At 36.3% G+C, this 14,357-nt stretch carries 13 protein-coding genes; 11 read left to right on the top strand and 2 right to left on the bottom strand.

Annotated features, from left to right (window positions below):
• Nucleotides 1–38: 38 nt before the first annotated feature.
• Nucleotides 39–1,448, bottom strand: coding sequence for an MBL fold metallo-hydrolase (locus tag H6W53_RS13060; RefSeq protein ID WP_185207412.1), 1,410 nt, complete (start codon nucleotides 1,446–1,448; stop codon nucleotides 39–41).
• A 119-nt stretch (nucleotides 1,449–1,567) separates the two neighbouring features.
• Nucleotides 1,568–2,620 (bottom strand): hypothetical protein, encoded by a 1,053-nt coding sequence (locus tag H6W53_RS13055; protein ID WP_185207410.1) that lies wholly within the window; start codon nucleotides 2,618–2,620, stop codon nucleotides 1,568–1,570.
• A gap of 132 nt (nucleotides 2,621–2,752) precedes the next feature.
• Here H6W53_RS13055 and H6W53_RS13050 point away from each other — a divergent pair, with 132 nt between their 5' ends.
• From H6W53_RS13050 to H6W53_RS13000, 11 genes are all read left to right on the top strand, one after another.
• Complete coding sequence (locus tag H6W53_RS13050; protein WP_185207408.1) at nucleotides 2,753–4,285, top strand: helicase HerA-like domain-containing protein; 1,533 nt, start codon at nucleotides 2,753–2,755, stop codon at nucleotides 4,283–4,285.
• A 116-nt stretch (nucleotides 4,286–4,401) separates the two neighbouring features.
• A complete protein-coding gene (locus H6W53_RS13045) occupies nucleotides 4,402–5,625 on the top strand; it encodes a PolC-type DNA polymerase III (protein WP_185207406.1) in 1,224 nt (407 codons plus the stop codon).
• Between the two features lie 247 nt (nucleotides 5,626–5,872).
• Nucleotides 5,873–7,072 carry a diaminopimelate decarboxylase gene (gene lysA, locus H6W53_RS13040; RefSeq protein WP_185207404.1) on the top strand — a complete coding sequence of 400 codons (1,200 nt, stop codon included), beginning with the start codon at nucleotides 5,873–5,875 and terminating at the stop codon, nucleotides 7,070–7,072.
• A gap of 46 nt (nucleotides 7,073–7,118) precedes the next feature.
• A complete protein-coding gene (locus H6W53_RS13035) occupies nucleotides 7,119–7,550 on the top strand; it encodes a hypothetical protein (RefSeq protein ID WP_185207402.1) in 432 nt (143 codons plus the stop codon).
• 153 nt (nucleotides 7,551–7,703) lie between these two features.
• Nucleotides 7,704–9,437 carry a thiamine pyrophosphate-dependent enzyme gene (locus tag H6W53_RS13030; protein ID WP_185207400.1) on the top strand — a complete coding sequence of 578 codons (1,734 nt, stop codon included), beginning with the start codon at nucleotides 7,704–7,706 and terminating at the stop codon, nucleotides 9,435–9,437.
• 83 nt (nucleotides 9,438–9,520) lie between these two features.
• Nucleotides 9,521–10,009, top strand: a complete 489-nt coding sequence (locus H6W53_RS13025; RefSeq protein WP_087708785.1) for a hypothetical protein — start codon at nucleotides 9,521–9,523, stop codon at nucleotides 10,007–10,009.
• Nucleotides 10,010–10,026: 17 nt separating this feature from the next.
• Nucleotides 10,027–10,443, top strand: a complete 417-nt coding sequence (locus H6W53_RS13020; protein WP_185207398.1) for an energy transducer TonB — start codon at nucleotides 10,027–10,029, stop codon at nucleotides 10,441–10,443.
• Entirely contained in the window at nucleotides 10,436–11,215 is a 780-nt protein-coding gene (locus H6W53_RS13015; RefSeq protein WP_185207396.1) for a hypothetical protein, read from the top strand. The genes H6W53_RS13020 and H6W53_RS13015 overlap by 8 nt, the downstream gene beginning before the upstream one ends.
• Nucleotides 11,216–11,344: 129 nt before the next feature.
• Nucleotides 11,345–12,784 carry a tRNA (N6-isopentenyl adenosine(37)-C2)-methylthiotransferase MiaB gene (gene miaB, locus H6W53_RS13010; RefSeq protein WP_087708500.1) on the top strand — a complete coding sequence of 480 codons (1,440 nt, stop codon included), beginning with the start codon at nucleotides 11,345–11,347 and terminating at the stop codon, nucleotides 12,782–12,784.
• A 3-nt stretch (nucleotides 12,785–12,787) separates the two neighbouring features.
• Nucleotides 12,788–13,897 carry a YhcG family protein gene (locus tag H6W53_RS13005; protein WP_185207393.1) on the top strand — a complete coding sequence of 370 codons (1,110 nt, stop codon included), beginning with the start codon at nucleotides 12,788–12,790 and terminating at the stop codon, nucleotides 13,895–13,897.
• On the top strand, nucleotides 13,881–14,312 hold the full coding sequence (locus tag H6W53_RS13000) for a hypothetical protein (RefSeq protein WP_116098308.1): 432 nt from the start codon (nucleotides 13,881–13,883) through the stop codon (nucleotides 14,310–14,312). The genes H6W53_RS13005 and H6W53_RS13000 overlap by 17 nt, the downstream gene beginning before the upstream one ends.
• The last annotated feature ends 45 nt before the right edge of the window (nucleotides 14,313–14,357 follow it).

Genomic DNA, 14,357 nt, shown 5'->3' with positions numbered 1-14,357 from the left:
CATTTATATTTAATGCAATAATTCTAAAAATCTTAATATTACATTGTTTTCGACTGACATACGAAATCCGAAGTCGGGAATTTTTCCGTTTTCTTAATTGCGCCGAAACCTCCTTCTATTTCAGTAAAGTTTCTGATTCCGTTAGAGTTAAGGATGCTTGCCGCAATCATGCTTCTGTAGCCTCCTGCACAATGAAGGAAAAAATGCTCAGAATCATCAATCGTGTGAACCCAGTCGCTGATTACGTCCAAAGGTTTATTGTAAGCATTATCAATATGTTCCGCAGAATATTCCGAAATCTTACGAACGTCAATTACTTTTGAGTTTTCATTGTAAAGCTCTGCAAACTCAGCCGGAGAAATTCTTTTAACTTCATCCGTTTCTTTTCCGCCGTTTTTCCATGCTTCAAAACCTCCTTTAAGATAGCCAAGAACATTGTCGAATCCAACACGGCTCAGTCTCGTGATGGCTTCTTCTTCCATGCCTTCATCTACAATAAGCAGTAAAGGATGCTTTACATCCACAATCAGAGTTCCTACCCAAGGTGCGAAGTCTCCTTTTAATCCGATATTTATGGAATTCGGAACAAATCCTTTATAAAACTCTCCCGGACTTCTGGTATCTAAAATTAACGCGCCTGTTTCTTCTGCAAAAGCTTCAAAGTCTTCAACGGAAACTGCCGTTAAACCTTTATCCATTACCGCATCAAGACTTTCATAACCGCCTTTGTTCATGGCAACATTCATCCCGAAATATTTCGGTGGAGCCGTTAAACCGTCTAAAACTTCGCGGATAAAAGACTCTTTATCTGGCTGATTTAAAGCATAATTTGTTCTTTTTTGATTTCCCAGAATATCAACTGTTTCCTTCTGCATATTTTTTCCACACGCAGAACCCGCTCCATGAGCCGGATAAACCGTAATGCTGTCATCCAAAGGCATAATTTTCGTGTGAAGGCTGTCATATAAAATTCCTGCAAGATCTTCCTGAGTAATACTTCCTGCTTTCTGGGCAAGATCGGGTCTTCCCACGTCTCCTAAAAATAAAGTATCTCCCGTGAAAATGGCTGTTTCAACTCCTTTTTCGTCGATCAGAAGGTAAGTGGTGCTTTCCATCGTGTGACCGGGAGTGTGAAGAGCTTTTATTTTTACTTTTCCGATTTCAAAAATCTGACTGTCTTCTGCAATAATGGCTTCAAACTCAGGCTGAGCGGTAGGTCCGTAAACAATAGGCGCTCCTGTCTTTTTGCTTAAATCCAAATGTCCCGAGACAAAGTCTGCATGGAAATGCGTTTCAAAAATATATTTTAAAGTTACACCGTCTTTTTCCAACCGGTTAAGATAAGGTTTTACCTCTCTTAGCGGATCGATAATTGCTGCTTCATCTTCAGATACGATGTAATACGCACCCTGAGCCAGACATCCCGTGTATATTTGTTCGACTTTCATTATGTGATTGTAACCGTTTTAATGTTTTATATTTGAAATACAAAAATCGGATTTATTTTTTTAAATACCACCAAAATAAAAAATGGATACTGATAGAATAAATCTATATAGTCTCCACATCACTGCAATCTGTAAAAAATTTTGTAGAAAATTTCATTGGTATCTTCAGAGATGTTTTTATCAATTTTAAACTGAATATAATCTGCTTTTCTGGATTCTCCTTCCGGATAATCGATCAAGCCGTGATATTTTTCGTAGATATGGTCTTTCAGTCTGCCATTTTCAGCAATTCTTGTCATTTCTTCAAAATACTTTTTTGTATCCGGATTCATCTTCCAGTCGTTCTCATGAGTTTTGTAAAATTCAAGCATTTTTTCGATAGAATAGATTTCTGAGTCTATTTTCATGTCATGAAATCCTGTTAAGATTTCTTTTTTCTCGAGATTTCTAGATAACCATACAATTTTAGCCTGTGCCGCTTCAGTTATTGCTTTCGTCATCATAGAATCTCTTTTTACTGAAGACGATAAGATAATATCGGGAACTTTATGAATGGGAAGAGTTTTTATAGAAGCCAAATTAAGAATCCCGAAATAATTTTCAACTTTGTCTTTAAGGTCTTTCAATTGATCTTTCGTCATATCATCACTGGAAACCCTTGTTTTGAAAGTCCAGCCGCCGCATTCATAAATAGAAAGAAGAGAATTTTTATTAACGTATTTTACACCGTTGAAAAAATCCTGCTGTCCCATTGCATTGTTAAATAAAGCATACACAAATCCCACTTTTAAATTTTCATTGGAAAGAGTTCCGAATAAAGGGTTTATTTCTACATGATCATTGGAGTTCTGGTTTAAAGCATAATCGTAGGTGTAAAATTCATCTCTCAGAAGCTGGTTGTCAATATATTTCTTGGGATAAATATAAATTGTGAGAACAGTTTTATTTTTTTTTGAAGTTTTCTGAATATAACTCACTCCGACATTAGTTTCGGCTGCATCATAAGAAGTAACACCTTCGCGCTGAAATCCGGACCACAGTTCTGGAAACAGAGTCTGGGTTGCTTCGTGTTTGTAATCTCCTTTTACTTTCAGCTCCAAAGGCTGTTGTCTTTTCTGTGAGAAAACAATGGTGGCAATAAAAAATAAAAGCAGTTGTATGTATTTTATCATGGCTTGTTTTTTAAGAATTAAACACAAACAAAAGTATTTATAAATTATTGATAAAAGATCATGATGATATTATTAATCATACTGAAGAATATTTTACAAAAAACTTTATATTTATAGGTTAAAAAAGAGCAAATGGCAGACAAAACACAATTCATTGAAGAATTAAACGCGAGATACACTCCCAAAGGAGATCATATTATATTAGGAAAAGGAATGCTGGATGGCGAAGTCGTTCCTGAAGTTAATGTTACCATTCCGTTAAAAACCATCAACCGCCACGGATTAATTGCCGGAGCAACGGGAACCGGAAAAACAAAAACATTACAGGTTTTCGCAGAACAGCTTTCGCATCAGGGAATTCCTTCTCTGGTTTTGGATATTAAAGGAGACTTTTCGGGGATCGCAGAAGCGGGAACTGAAAATCCTGCCATTCAGGAAAGATATGCCAAAACGCAGCTTCCGTATAATCCGCAGGCTTTTCCTGTAGAATTAATGACCATTTCTGGCGAAAGAGGCGTGAAGCTGAGAGCCACCGTTACAGAATTCGGTCCGGTTTTATTAAGCAAAATCTTACAGTTGAATGATACCCAGCAAAGCATCATGTCGATTGTATTTAAATATTGTGATGATAAAGGTCTTCCTTTAATTGATCTGAATGACCTGAAAAAAGTCCTTCAGTACGTCACAGAAAATCCACAGGGAAAAGCAGAGCTTTCTTCCAATTACGGCTCGATAGCTTCTGCTTCTCTGGGTGCAATTTTAAGATCCATTGTTGCATTGGAACAGCAGGGAGCTTCCGGTTTCTTTGGAGAACTGAGTTTTGACGTTCACGATTTACTGGAAACAAGAGACGGAAAAGGAGTGGTAAACATTCTGAGAGTTGCAGACATTCAAAGCAAGCCGCAGTTGTTTTCAACATTTATGCTTTCCCTCTTTGCGGAAATTTACATGACCTTTCCTGAGGAAGGCGACAGCGGAAAACCGAAGCTGGTTTTGTTTATTGATGAAGCGCATTTAATTTTTGATGAATCTTCAAAAGCTTTGGTCTCGCAAATTGAAACCATGGTAAAACTGATCCGTTCAAAAGGAGTCGGAATTTATTTTATCACGCAAATTCCGGGTGATGTTCCGGAATCGGTGCTTTCTCAGCTTGGTCTGAAAATTCAGCACGCATTGCGGGGCTTTACCGCTAAAGATAAAAAAGAAATCTCCAAAGCAGTAGAAAATTATCCGACCACAGAATTTTATGATGCTCCAACGATGATCCAGAATCTGGGAATCGGGGAAGCTTTCGTTACCGCTCTGGATGAAAAAGGAATTCCTACACCGCTGGTTCATACCTATTTAATTTCACCGGAATCAAGAATGGATGTTCTCAATGATGCGGAAATTTCAGATTTAACAAAAAGATCAGCTTTAGTTGCCAAATATGATAAAGTAGTGGATAACGAATCTGCATATGAAATTTTAGTGGGCAGAATGGAACAGGCTGCACAGGAAGCATCGCAGAGTTCTAACCAGAAGACAAAGCCTGTAAAAGAAGAACCCGGAATTTTCGAGCAGGTTTTACAGAGCAGGGCGGGAAGAACCTTTACCAGCACACTGATGCGTGAAGGAGCAAAAGCAATCCTGGGAATGCTTGGTCTGGGAGGAAGACGAAGATAAATATTTTTATTATTTTAGCAAAATTGCCTTATTCCTATTGATGTATTGGCATAAGTTATGTTTCCAGAAGTAAAGGAAATGAATCGTTAATCCAAAAGAAGTTGTAAAAAATTTAAATGTATTCAATAATAGACATAGAAAGTAATGGTGCAGGTTACAGGAAAGAATGCATTATCGATATTGCGGTTTACAGATATGACGGTCAGAAAATTGTGGACCAGTTTATTTCATTGGTAAACCCCGAAAGTGATATTACCCCTTTTGTGCAAAAATTAACCAATATTACCCCGAAAATGGTTAAAACTGCACCGAAATTCCATGAAATAGCCCGAAGAATTGTTGAAATTACGGCAAATACAACTTTAGTAGGTCATAACATAGATTTTGATTACAGAATGCTTCGTCAATCGTTTCAGAGGTTGGGTTATGAGTTTAAAATCAATACTTTAGATACAATTCCTTTAGCTAAAAAACTGATTCCGGATGAGGTAAGTTATTCTCTCGGAAAATTGGTGAAATCTTTAGGAATTCCTCTAACCAATCATCACAGAGCAGAAGGCGATGCAAGAGCAACGCTGGAATTATTCAAACTTCTGATTTCAAAAGACACAGAAAACGAAATCATTCAGAAGCAGCATGATGAAACCAATGCGAAAACCTACATCAACAAAATCAAGGAATTAACGCAGGATCTTCCCAATGAAAAAGGCTTTGTGTATTTTCAGAATGAAGCGGGAAAGATTATTTTTTCCGATCATGTTCAGGACATTAATAAATTTTCAAAAAAAGTTTTTAATTCCAAATCTAAAAAATGGGAAGGCATTCAGAAAGACGTTGAACAGATCAATTACGAACTTACCGGAACGGATATTATTGCCAAGCTGATTCTGAATTCAAAAGGAATCAAAAAAAGAGAAATCCTTCCTTTTGGTCTGTATTGCAGAAACGGAAAATACGTCGTGGAAAAAAACAAGCTGAATAAACTGGAAAAACCGATTTTGAAATTCAGGTCTTTTACGCAAGGATCGAAAGCAGTACAGTTCATCGCAAAGTTTGAAGAATATAATGATATAGAGGTTTTTAAAAAGAAAATCGAATTCAGAAAACGAAATGAACTTTGGCTGGGACAAGGCAGAAAGTTAGGCGAAAAACTGTTTTTGATTGTCGAAAACGGGAAAGTGGTTTCTTACGGTTTTTATGAGCTTTTCACACAGATTCAGACTTTAGGCAAGCTAAATAAATTAAAGATTGATCTTCTTTCACAATCTGCAGATCTTGTAAATGAGCTGCAGTTGGCTTTGCTGAGAGGAGATTTTGAAACGCTGCCTTTACCGAAATAATACAACCCTGCTAAATCTGAAAGGAATCATTTTAAAATCAGTTTTTTAAAAGTAAAAAAGAATTAGTATTTTTGTAAAAAATTAAAGAAAGCAATGCTAAATTTTAAACAACATAAAACCGGTAAAAAGGGAACTGTAAAGTTCTCTAAGGTTTGGAATGTATAAAAGAGTTGTATTGCATAAAAAATAATGTTAATGGCAGACTCTTTTTTCGAAGAATCTGCCTTTTTTATGCTAAAAAGAAATTATGAATTCAAAAGAATTATTAAAGATTGCCAATGAGTTTGGCACCCCGGTGTATGTTTATGATGCCGAATCCATTAAAACACAATACGAGAAACTTACCTCTTCTTTCCTAAAACACACAAAGTTTTACTACGCAGCGAAAGCGCTTACCAATATCAACATCCTGAAGTATGTGAAAAATCTGGGAGCTTCATTAGATTGTGTATCCATCAATGAAGTAAAACTAGGTTTAAAAGCAGGTTTTCCAAAAGAAAAAATACTTTTTACACCCAATTGTGTGGATCTCGCCGAGATCGAAGAAGCGATGACTTTCGGGGTGCACATCAATATCGATAATATTTCTATTCTGGAGCAGTTCGGGAACAAATACGGAAACTCTTACCCGATTTTAGTAAGAATCAACCCGCATATTTTTGCCGGCGGAAACTATAAAATTTCTACAGGACATATCGACAGTAAATTCGGGATTTCCATCCATCAGGTTCGTCATATCGAAAGAGTGATGAAATCTACCAACCTTAATGTGGAAGGTCTTCATATGCACACCGGAAGCGAGATCAAAGATCCGGATGTTTTTCTTCAGGCTTTGGAGATCATGCTGGAATTATCCGAACATTTCCCGAATCTGAAATATCTGGATATGGGAAGTGGTTTCAAAATTCCTTATCAGGACACCGAAGAAGAAACCGACGTAAAAACATTAGGAAAAAAAGTGGAAAAAGTAATCTCCGAATTTTCAAAATCAACCGGAAAAAAATTCGAATTATGGTTTGAACCAGGTAAATTCCTTGTCGGAAAAAGCGGATATTTACTGGTGAAAGCCAATGTGATTAAACAAACAACGGCAACTGTTTTTGTCGGGGTGAATTCAGGATTCAACCATCTGATTCGTCCGATGTTCTACGATTCTTACCATGTGATCGAAAACTTATCGAACCCGAAAGGAGCGGAAAGAATTTATACCGTGGTAGGAAACATCTGCGAAACGGATACTTTTGCATGGGACAGAAAGCTTAATGAAGTAAGAGAAGGCGATATTCTGGCGTTCCACAATGCAGGAGCTTACGGTTTTGAGATGAGTTCCAATTTTAATTCAAGATTAAAACCTGCCGAAGTTCTGTTTTTAGACGGAAAAGCCCACCTTATCAGAAAAAGAGATGAATTCGAAGATCTTTTGAAAAATCAGATCGAAGTATTGTAGATTCTTAAAAAAGGCTTAACTTTATAAAACAAAATAGTAATAATTTATGAAAAAAATATTTTCAGTTTTGGCAGTAACGGTTTTTGCCTTTTCATTTTCCCAGACGTATGTAAATGTTTCTTCGGTTAAAAATCAGGTAGAAAATGTTTACAAAGGCGGACAGGAAAAATTTGAATATGATCTCACTAATAATTTGAGATATACAGCAAATTCATTTCAGGCAAATGGTGATTTTACATTGAATTTTAAAGTAAATGAAAACGGAGATATTACCGACGTTAAACTTTTGCCTGAGCTTTATGATAAAGGATTTGAAAGAGAAGTGAAGAGAGATTTGGGCAGAATGAAAAAACATTTTGCAGTAAATCAACCAAAAAATGTTTCCGTAGCATTAAGTTTCGGAAGAGATTTGAAACCTTCAGACGGCAGACTGGCGTTTCAGGGAAGAGATTCTTTTGCGAATCAGAATACAAAATAATCCCGCTCGAAGATATATGGAAGCTCCGCAAAATGCGGAGCTTTTTTATTGTTTTTTAATATTTATTTTACACTCTTGGCATAATCTTTACATCTCTACATTATCAATCCATTCCAAAATAGTTCTGAAACATCAACACTAAAATATCAAAATATGGCTAAAAATATTGCAGAGCAAATTGTAGAAATGCTTGAAAACGCTAATGTAAAAAGAATTTATGCCGTTACAGGCGACAGTTTAAACCATTTAAATATAGCCGTTAAAAAAAGCAGCATCGAATGGATTCACGTAAGGCATGAAGAAGCGGGAGCTTATGCAGCCGCTGCGGAAGCGGAACTGGATGGTTTTGCAGTTTGTGCGGGAAGTTGCGGACCGGGACACGTTCATTTAATCAATGGGGTTTATGAAGCGCACCGTTCTCATGTTCCCATGCTGGTTATTGCTTCCACGATTCCAAGTGAAGAAATGGGCATGGATTATTTTCAGGAGACCAATACCATTAAGTTATTCGATGATTGCAGTCATTACAACCAAATGATTACAAGACCGGAACAGGTTCAGCGAACGGTACAGACGGCTATTCAGCATGCAATTTCCAAAAAAGGCGTTGCCGTAATCGGTCTTCCGGGAGACGTTTCGGAACTGGATGCAGAAGAAGCGGGGACTTCCAATAAAATTTTCAGAACAAATCCTGTTATTCGTCCTTCAGATGAAGAATTAAAAGAACTCGCAGATTTAATCAACGACAGTAAAAAAGTAACGATCTATTGCGGAATCGGCGCAGAAAATGCCAATCCGGAAGTTGTGGAACTTTCAAAATATTTAAAAGCTCCGGTGGGATATTCTTTCCGCGGAAAAATGTCTATTCAGCCGAATAATCCCAATGAAGTCGGATTAACCGGACTTCTGGGACTTCCTTCTGCTTATCATGCCATGCACGAAGCCGATCTTCTGATTCTTCTAGGGACAGATTTTCCTTACGAGAAATTTATGCCCGTCAAAAACAAAATTTTACAAATTGATGAAGCTCCTGAACGATTGGGAAGAAGAGCTAAACTGGAACTGGGATTAACGGGCGATGTAAAAGAAACCATCAAAGCACTTTTACCATTATTGAAAGAAAAGACTGATGCCAATTTCCTTAAACAGCAGCTTGAGTTTTATGAAAAGGTTAAAGAAAATCAGCTAACCTATGTGAAAGATCCGGGAACCGAAAATGCCATTCAGCCGGAATTTGTTACCCATACTTTGGATAAAATGACAAAGAAAGATGCAATTTTTACCGTAGATACAGGAATGTGTTGTGTTTGGGGCGCAAGATACATCACGGGAACCGGAGAACGGAAAATGCTCGGTTCTTTCAATCACGGTTCGATGGCGAATGCGATGCCGATGGCAATTGGAGCATCTTTAGCATATCCTGAAAGACAGGTTATTGCTATGTGCGGCGACGGAGGCTTATCCATGCTTCTGGGAGATATGGCAACGATTTTTCAGTATAAATTGCCGGTGAAAATTATTGTGTTCAATAACCGGTCTTTAGGAATGGTAAAACTGGAAATGGAAGTCGGAGGAATGCCGGACAATGAAACAGATATGGTAAATCCGGATTTTGCAATGATTGCCCATGCAATGGGATATCCCGGAAAAAATGTGAACAAACCTGAAGATGTGGAATCTGCCATTAAAGAATGTCTAAATTATAATGGTCCTTATCTTTTAAATATTTTTACCAATCCGAATGCACTGGCTTTACCGCCGAAAATTGAAGCCGCTCAGGTTTTTGGAATGACAAAATCCATGGCTCAGCTTATGTTGGGAGGAAAAATGGAAGAAGCGCTCGACACTGTGAAAAGCAATTACAAACACATTAAAGATCTGTTGTAATATCCATCATAAGATAATGCTTTTCTCTCATTGGTTTAAGTATTATCTTTGTTTAAGTAAATTTAATTTTAATGAAAAATCCTATGAGAACGATACTAATACTTCTTACGTTTTTTGCATCAAATTTTGCTTTTGCCCAATTTAATGATGTAGAAGAAAGAGACGATAATTTTATGACGGAGAACAATAAAAATATTCTCAAAATAGATATAAAAGAGCCTCTGTTGCAGGTAGCCGTAAAAAACTGTAACGATTTTAAGGCGGCAAGTTTCGAAGGCGGAATTCCCGCTTACAAAGAAATGCTGAGAAAATATATGTACGATTACCTGAATACAGATTTCTATGTTCTGAATGGTGATTTCACATTTACCCTTACCGTAGACCAAAACGGAAAAGTCACCAATATCGAAGGAAGCCCGAAAGTTTCAAACAGTCAGGTGTTTTTTGATGATATGAAATATGTCGTAAGAAGAATCAAGAAAAACTGGATTCCTGCAAGCTGTAACGGACAGCCTGTAACATCTCAGATCAAAATAAAAATGAATCTGTCTTCCATTGCAACAGATGTATAAGACAACTTTTAATAACCATGAAAAAATATCTTTTAATTTTACCTTTATTGCTTGTTGGCGGTAAAGGCTTTTCTCAGGAAAATACAACTAAGGTTCAGCAGACAGCGGAAAGTTACCAGAAAGCAGAATTTCCGGAAGGCGATCAGGTATTTCAGAAAGAATTCATGAATATGGTTCATGCCTATATTGATATGGCTCTGTATGCTATTCAGGGAAAAGTTACCTTTGTGTTTAATATTGATTCCAGAGGAAAAATCAGCCAGATCGATGTTCTTCCGAAATTCAAAAACAATGAAATGTTTATCGACTATATGAAATATGCGGCGAAAAAAGTAAAAGGAAAATGGACTCCCGCAAAGAAGAACGGCGTTCCGGTCGATTCAAAATTTGTTATGAAGGTGAATTTCAGTACGAATACTTATGATCATGATTAGAAAATTGTCATTAATTATTTTTTGTACGTTTATCAATTTAGTTTCTGCCCAAAAAGAAGTTTTAGATCGCTATCCTCCCGGACAGGATTTTTACGCAGGAGGTGGAAATCAACTATTTAAAGAAATGGTAAAGATTGTTAAAGAACAAAATTTACCACCATGTGAAAACAGAACCGAAAAATACAATCTGCAGATTCTTATTTATGAAAACTCAACAATAAGCTACGTAAAGGATTTTGACAGTATAGAAATTCAAAAAAATAAATGCGCCTTTGATTTTAGTCGCAAAATTATGCCTCATCTAAAAAAATGGATGCCAGCAAAAGAAGAAGGGAAATTTGTGGCAGCAATTGCTACCGTTAATATCAATCCTTTTTATTTGTACTATTCCAAAGATGAACCGATAAAAAATGTGGAAAAAAGACCAACTTTTAAAAAAGGAATGGAGTCTTTCGGATTTGAAATTAAATCAATTTTTGAACGAAAAATTAAGAAAAATGAAGATAAAATAGTTTCTTTAAAATTTGCTGTTAATGAAAATGGAGATATGGAGGACTTCGAAATACAAGGCAGCTATACGGAAAACGAAAAAAAGGAAATTATCAATCAACTTTCAAAAATTAAAGGGAAATGGAATCCTGCAACTTTTAACGGAGTACCTTTTAAATTTTGGCTACAACAACCTATCAGACAAAATTTTGATATACAAACAGAATTAGAGGGCAGAACCAAAGATATGTATCAAAATATACATAATAATAGATATAGGTAATATCCTGACATTCTGTCACAATATTTTGTATCTTTGCAAATTCAATAAGTTCAGAATTTAATGTTTTGAGTTCAAACCTGTATGTGTAGAACCTTAGACGTTAAATTTTAAACCTAAAATTCGATTATCGTGCAGGAAAAATATATAGACGAAACAAAACAGGGAGAAGCTTTTGCTATTGCGGAAAAAGCAGAAAACTCAAAGAAATTATTTTTGGAGAGCTACGGTTGTCAGATGAATTTCTCTGACTCTGAGATTGTTGCATCCATACTTAATGAGCAGGGGTATAATACCACTTTAAAAGCGGAAGAAGCAGATTTAATTCTTTTAAACACCTGTTCCATCCGTGAAAAAGCCGAGCAGACCGTAAGAATGCGTCTTTCACAGTTCAAAAACCTGAAGAAAGAAAAACCGAACATGACGGTTGGTGTTTTGGGCTGTATGGCAGAAAGATTAAAAACCAAATTCTTAGAAGAAGAACAGTTGGTGGATCTTGTGGTTGGTCCCGATGCATACAGAGACTTGCCTAACCTTTTAAAAGAAACTGAAGACGGAAGAGATGCAATCAATGTAATTCTTTCAAAAGAAGAAACGTATGCAGATATCAATCCGGTTCGTTTAGGCGGAAATGGGGTTACAGCTTTTGTAACCATTACAAGAGGCTGCGATAATATGTGTACGTTCTGCGTTGTTCCTTTCACGAGAGGAAGAGAAAGAAGCCGTGATCCACATTCTATTCTTGATGAGTGCAAAAGCCTTTGGGAAAGCGGGTATAAAGAAATTACCTTATTAGGACAAAACGTAGATTCTTACCTTTGGTATGGAGGCGGTCCTAAAAAAGATTTCGCCAAAGCATCTGAAATGCAGAAAGCTACAGCCGTAAATTTTGCCCAGTTGCTTGATTTGGTTGCAAAAGCCGTTCCTGAAATGAGAATCCGTTTCTCTACTTCCAATCCGCAGGATATGAGTCTGGATGTATTCAGAATGATGGCAAAACACGATAACATCTGTAAATACGTTCACCTTCCGGTTCAGAGCGGAAGCAACAATATGCTGGAAGCCATGAACAGACAGCACACCCGCGAAGAATATTTAGATTTAATTAAAAAAGCAAAAGAAATCGTTCCCGAAGTTGCTTTTTCTCAGGATATGATCGTCGGTTTCTGCAGCGAAACAGAAGAAGATCACCAAGATACATTAAGCTTAATGAGAGAAGTGGAATACGACTACGGTTATATGTTTGCTTACTCAGAAAGACCGGGAACTCCTGCTCACAAAAAGATGGAGGACAATATTCCGGCAGACGTTAAACAGAGACGTTTGGCAGAAGTCATTGCTTTACAGGGAGAACTCTCCAGAAAAAGAATGAAATCTTATGTAGGAAGAGTTCACCAGATTTTAATTGAAGGAACTTCCAAAAAGAACGAAAACCAGTGGAAAGGAAGAAATTCCCAGAATGCAGTTTGCGTCTTCGATAAACTGGAAGGTCAGAAAATTGGTGACATTGTGGACGTTTTTGTTTTTGACAATACACAGGGCACACTTTTAGGGGAAACGGTTTCAAAATAAACTATGTCTGACGATTTAACGACAAAGCAACTTTTAAATGATATTTCTGCGTTATTGGAAAATGCCAGAAATAAAGTTGTTGTTGCCGTTAATCAAACCATTGTTCTTACTTATTATGAAATAGGAAGAATGATTGTGGAAGATGAACAAAATGGGGAAGACAGAGCGGAATATGGAAAAGCTGTTCTTAAAGATTTGTCATTACATCTTACAGAGAAATTTGGTAAGGGGTTTTCTGTTTCAAATCTTAAACAAATTAGGCAATTTTATATTGTCTATTCAAAAGGACAAACACCGTCTGTCTTTTTGCAAGATTCGGATAAGCATAATGAAAAAGGACAAACACTGTCTGACGAATCAGGAGTAATAACAAATCAAAAACCAGCCCGGCAAGATTCTATAAAATTCAACCTTTCATGGTCTCATTATTTGAAGTTAATGAGAATCACTGATATTAATGAAAGAAAGTTCTACGAAATTGAAAGTTATAAAAATAACTGGAGCCTAAGAGAATTACAGAGGCAGTACGATTCTGCTTTATATGCAAGACTATCTTTAAGCAAAAATAAAGAAGAGATTCTTCAGCTTGCTGAAAAAGGACAAATTATAGAAAAGCCCAAAGACCTCATCAAAGATCCTTATGTTTTGGAATTTCTGGGACTGTCTGAAAAACCTCATTATTCTGAAAACGAATTAGAGTCCGAATTAATTGATAAACTTGAACATTTTCTTCTGGAATTAGGAAACGGATTTACCTTTGTTGCAAGACAGGACAGAATAACCTTTGATGAAAAGCAATTCCGTATAGATTTGGTGTTTTACAACAGAGTTTTGAGATGTTTTGTCTTAATTGATTTAAAAATCGGCGAACTCAAACATCAGGATATCGGGCAAATGCAGATGTACGTCAACTATTACGATAGAGAAAAACGCCTTGAAGGTGAAAATAAAACCATAGGCATTATTCTTTGTCAGGATAAAAGTGAAGCTTTGGTAAGATATACTTTACCGGAAGATAACGAACAGATTTTTGCAAGTAAGTATTTTACCATATTGCCAAGTAAACAAGATTTTATTAACATTTTAAACTCAGACAATGGAAAAATTTCATAAATATTGCCTAAGTGTATTGTTGGTAATAATCTGCAGCAATATTTCGGCTCAAATTTCCAACGGAACAGCCGAAAGTGAAGACTGTAAACATCTTTATGAGCTTTATAACCGGATTTTAAATCAGGGTTATGAAGATTTGCCGGAAACCTGTACAAAAGAAAAACCTGTACAGAATATAACGATCAGCCAAAAGCATAACGCGATTGATCTTATCGGTAAAATTTTCCCATATAAGCAAAAGAACAATTTTCAACAAAATAAAACGGGAGGAGATTTTTCTGAAAAAGAAAAACATGATCAGCTCCTGAAAAATTTTGAAAAGAACCGCAGAGAAAATCTCTTTGCTGAAATTTTATATTTTAAAACCAGAGTTTCAAAAGTCAGAAATAAAGATTATTTGGACGTTGTAAGTTAAATTTAAACTCAATTATTTTTAAACTAAACAGCAGATTTACAGAGA

It is taken from the genome of Chryseobacterium sp. C3 (genome assembly GCF_014218905.1).
GTDB classification, from domain to species: Bacteria; Bacteroidota; Bacteroidia; order Flavobacteriales; family Weeksellaceae; genus Chryseobacterium; species Chryseobacterium mucoviscidosis.
Note: the sequence above shows the minus strand (reverse complement) of the source record. Positions and strands in the feature narration are given on the sequence as shown.

Excerpts from the sequence above, each read along its gene's own strand:
- H6W53_RS13060 (WP_185207412.1), bottom strand. The coding sequence starts at position 1,448 with ATGAAAGTCGAACAAATATACACGGGATGTCTGGCTCAGGGTGCGTAT.
- H6W53_RS13055 (WP_185207410.1), bottom strand. The coding sequence starts at position 2,620 with ATGATAAAATACATACAACTGCTTTTATTTTTTATTGCCACCATTGTT.
- H6W53_RS13050 (WP_185207408.1), top strand. The coding sequence starts at position 2,753 with ATGGCAGACAAAACACAATTCATTGAAGAATTAAACGCGAGATACACT.
- H6W53_RS13045 (WP_185207406.1), top strand. The coding sequence starts at position 4,402 with ATGTATTCAATAATAGACATAGAAAGTAATGGTGCAGGTTACAGGAAA.
- lysA (WP_185207404.1), top strand. The coding sequence starts at position 5,873 with ATGAATTCAAAAGAATTATTAAAGATTGCCAATGAGTTTGGCACCCCG.
- H6W53_RS13035 (WP_185207402.1), top strand. The coding sequence starts at position 7,119 with ATGAAAAAAATATTTTCAGTTTTGGCAGTAACGGTTTTTGCCTTTTCA.
- H6W53_RS13030 (WP_185207400.1), top strand. The coding sequence starts at position 7,704 with ATGGCTAAAAATATTGCAGAGCAAATTGTAGAAATGCTTGAAAACGCT.
- H6W53_RS13025 (WP_087708785.1), top strand. The coding sequence starts at position 9,521 with ATGAGAACGATACTAATACTTCTTACGTTTTTTGCATCAAATTTTGCT.
- H6W53_RS13020 (WP_185207398.1), top strand. The coding sequence starts at position 10,027 with ATGAAAAAATATCTTTTAATTTTACCTTTATTGCTTGTTGGCGGTAAA.
- H6W53_RS13015 (WP_185207396.1), top strand. The coding sequence starts at position 10,436 with ATGATTAGAAAATTGTCATTAATTATTTTTTGTACGTTTATCAATTTA.
- H6W53_RS13005 (WP_185207393.1), top strand. The coding sequence starts at position 12,788 with ATGTCTGACGATTTAACGACAAAGCAACTTTTAAATGATATTTCTGCG.
- H6W53_RS13000 (WP_116098308.1), top strand. The coding sequence starts at position 13,881 with ATGGAAAAATTTCATAAATATTGCCTAAGTGTATTGTTGGTAATAATC.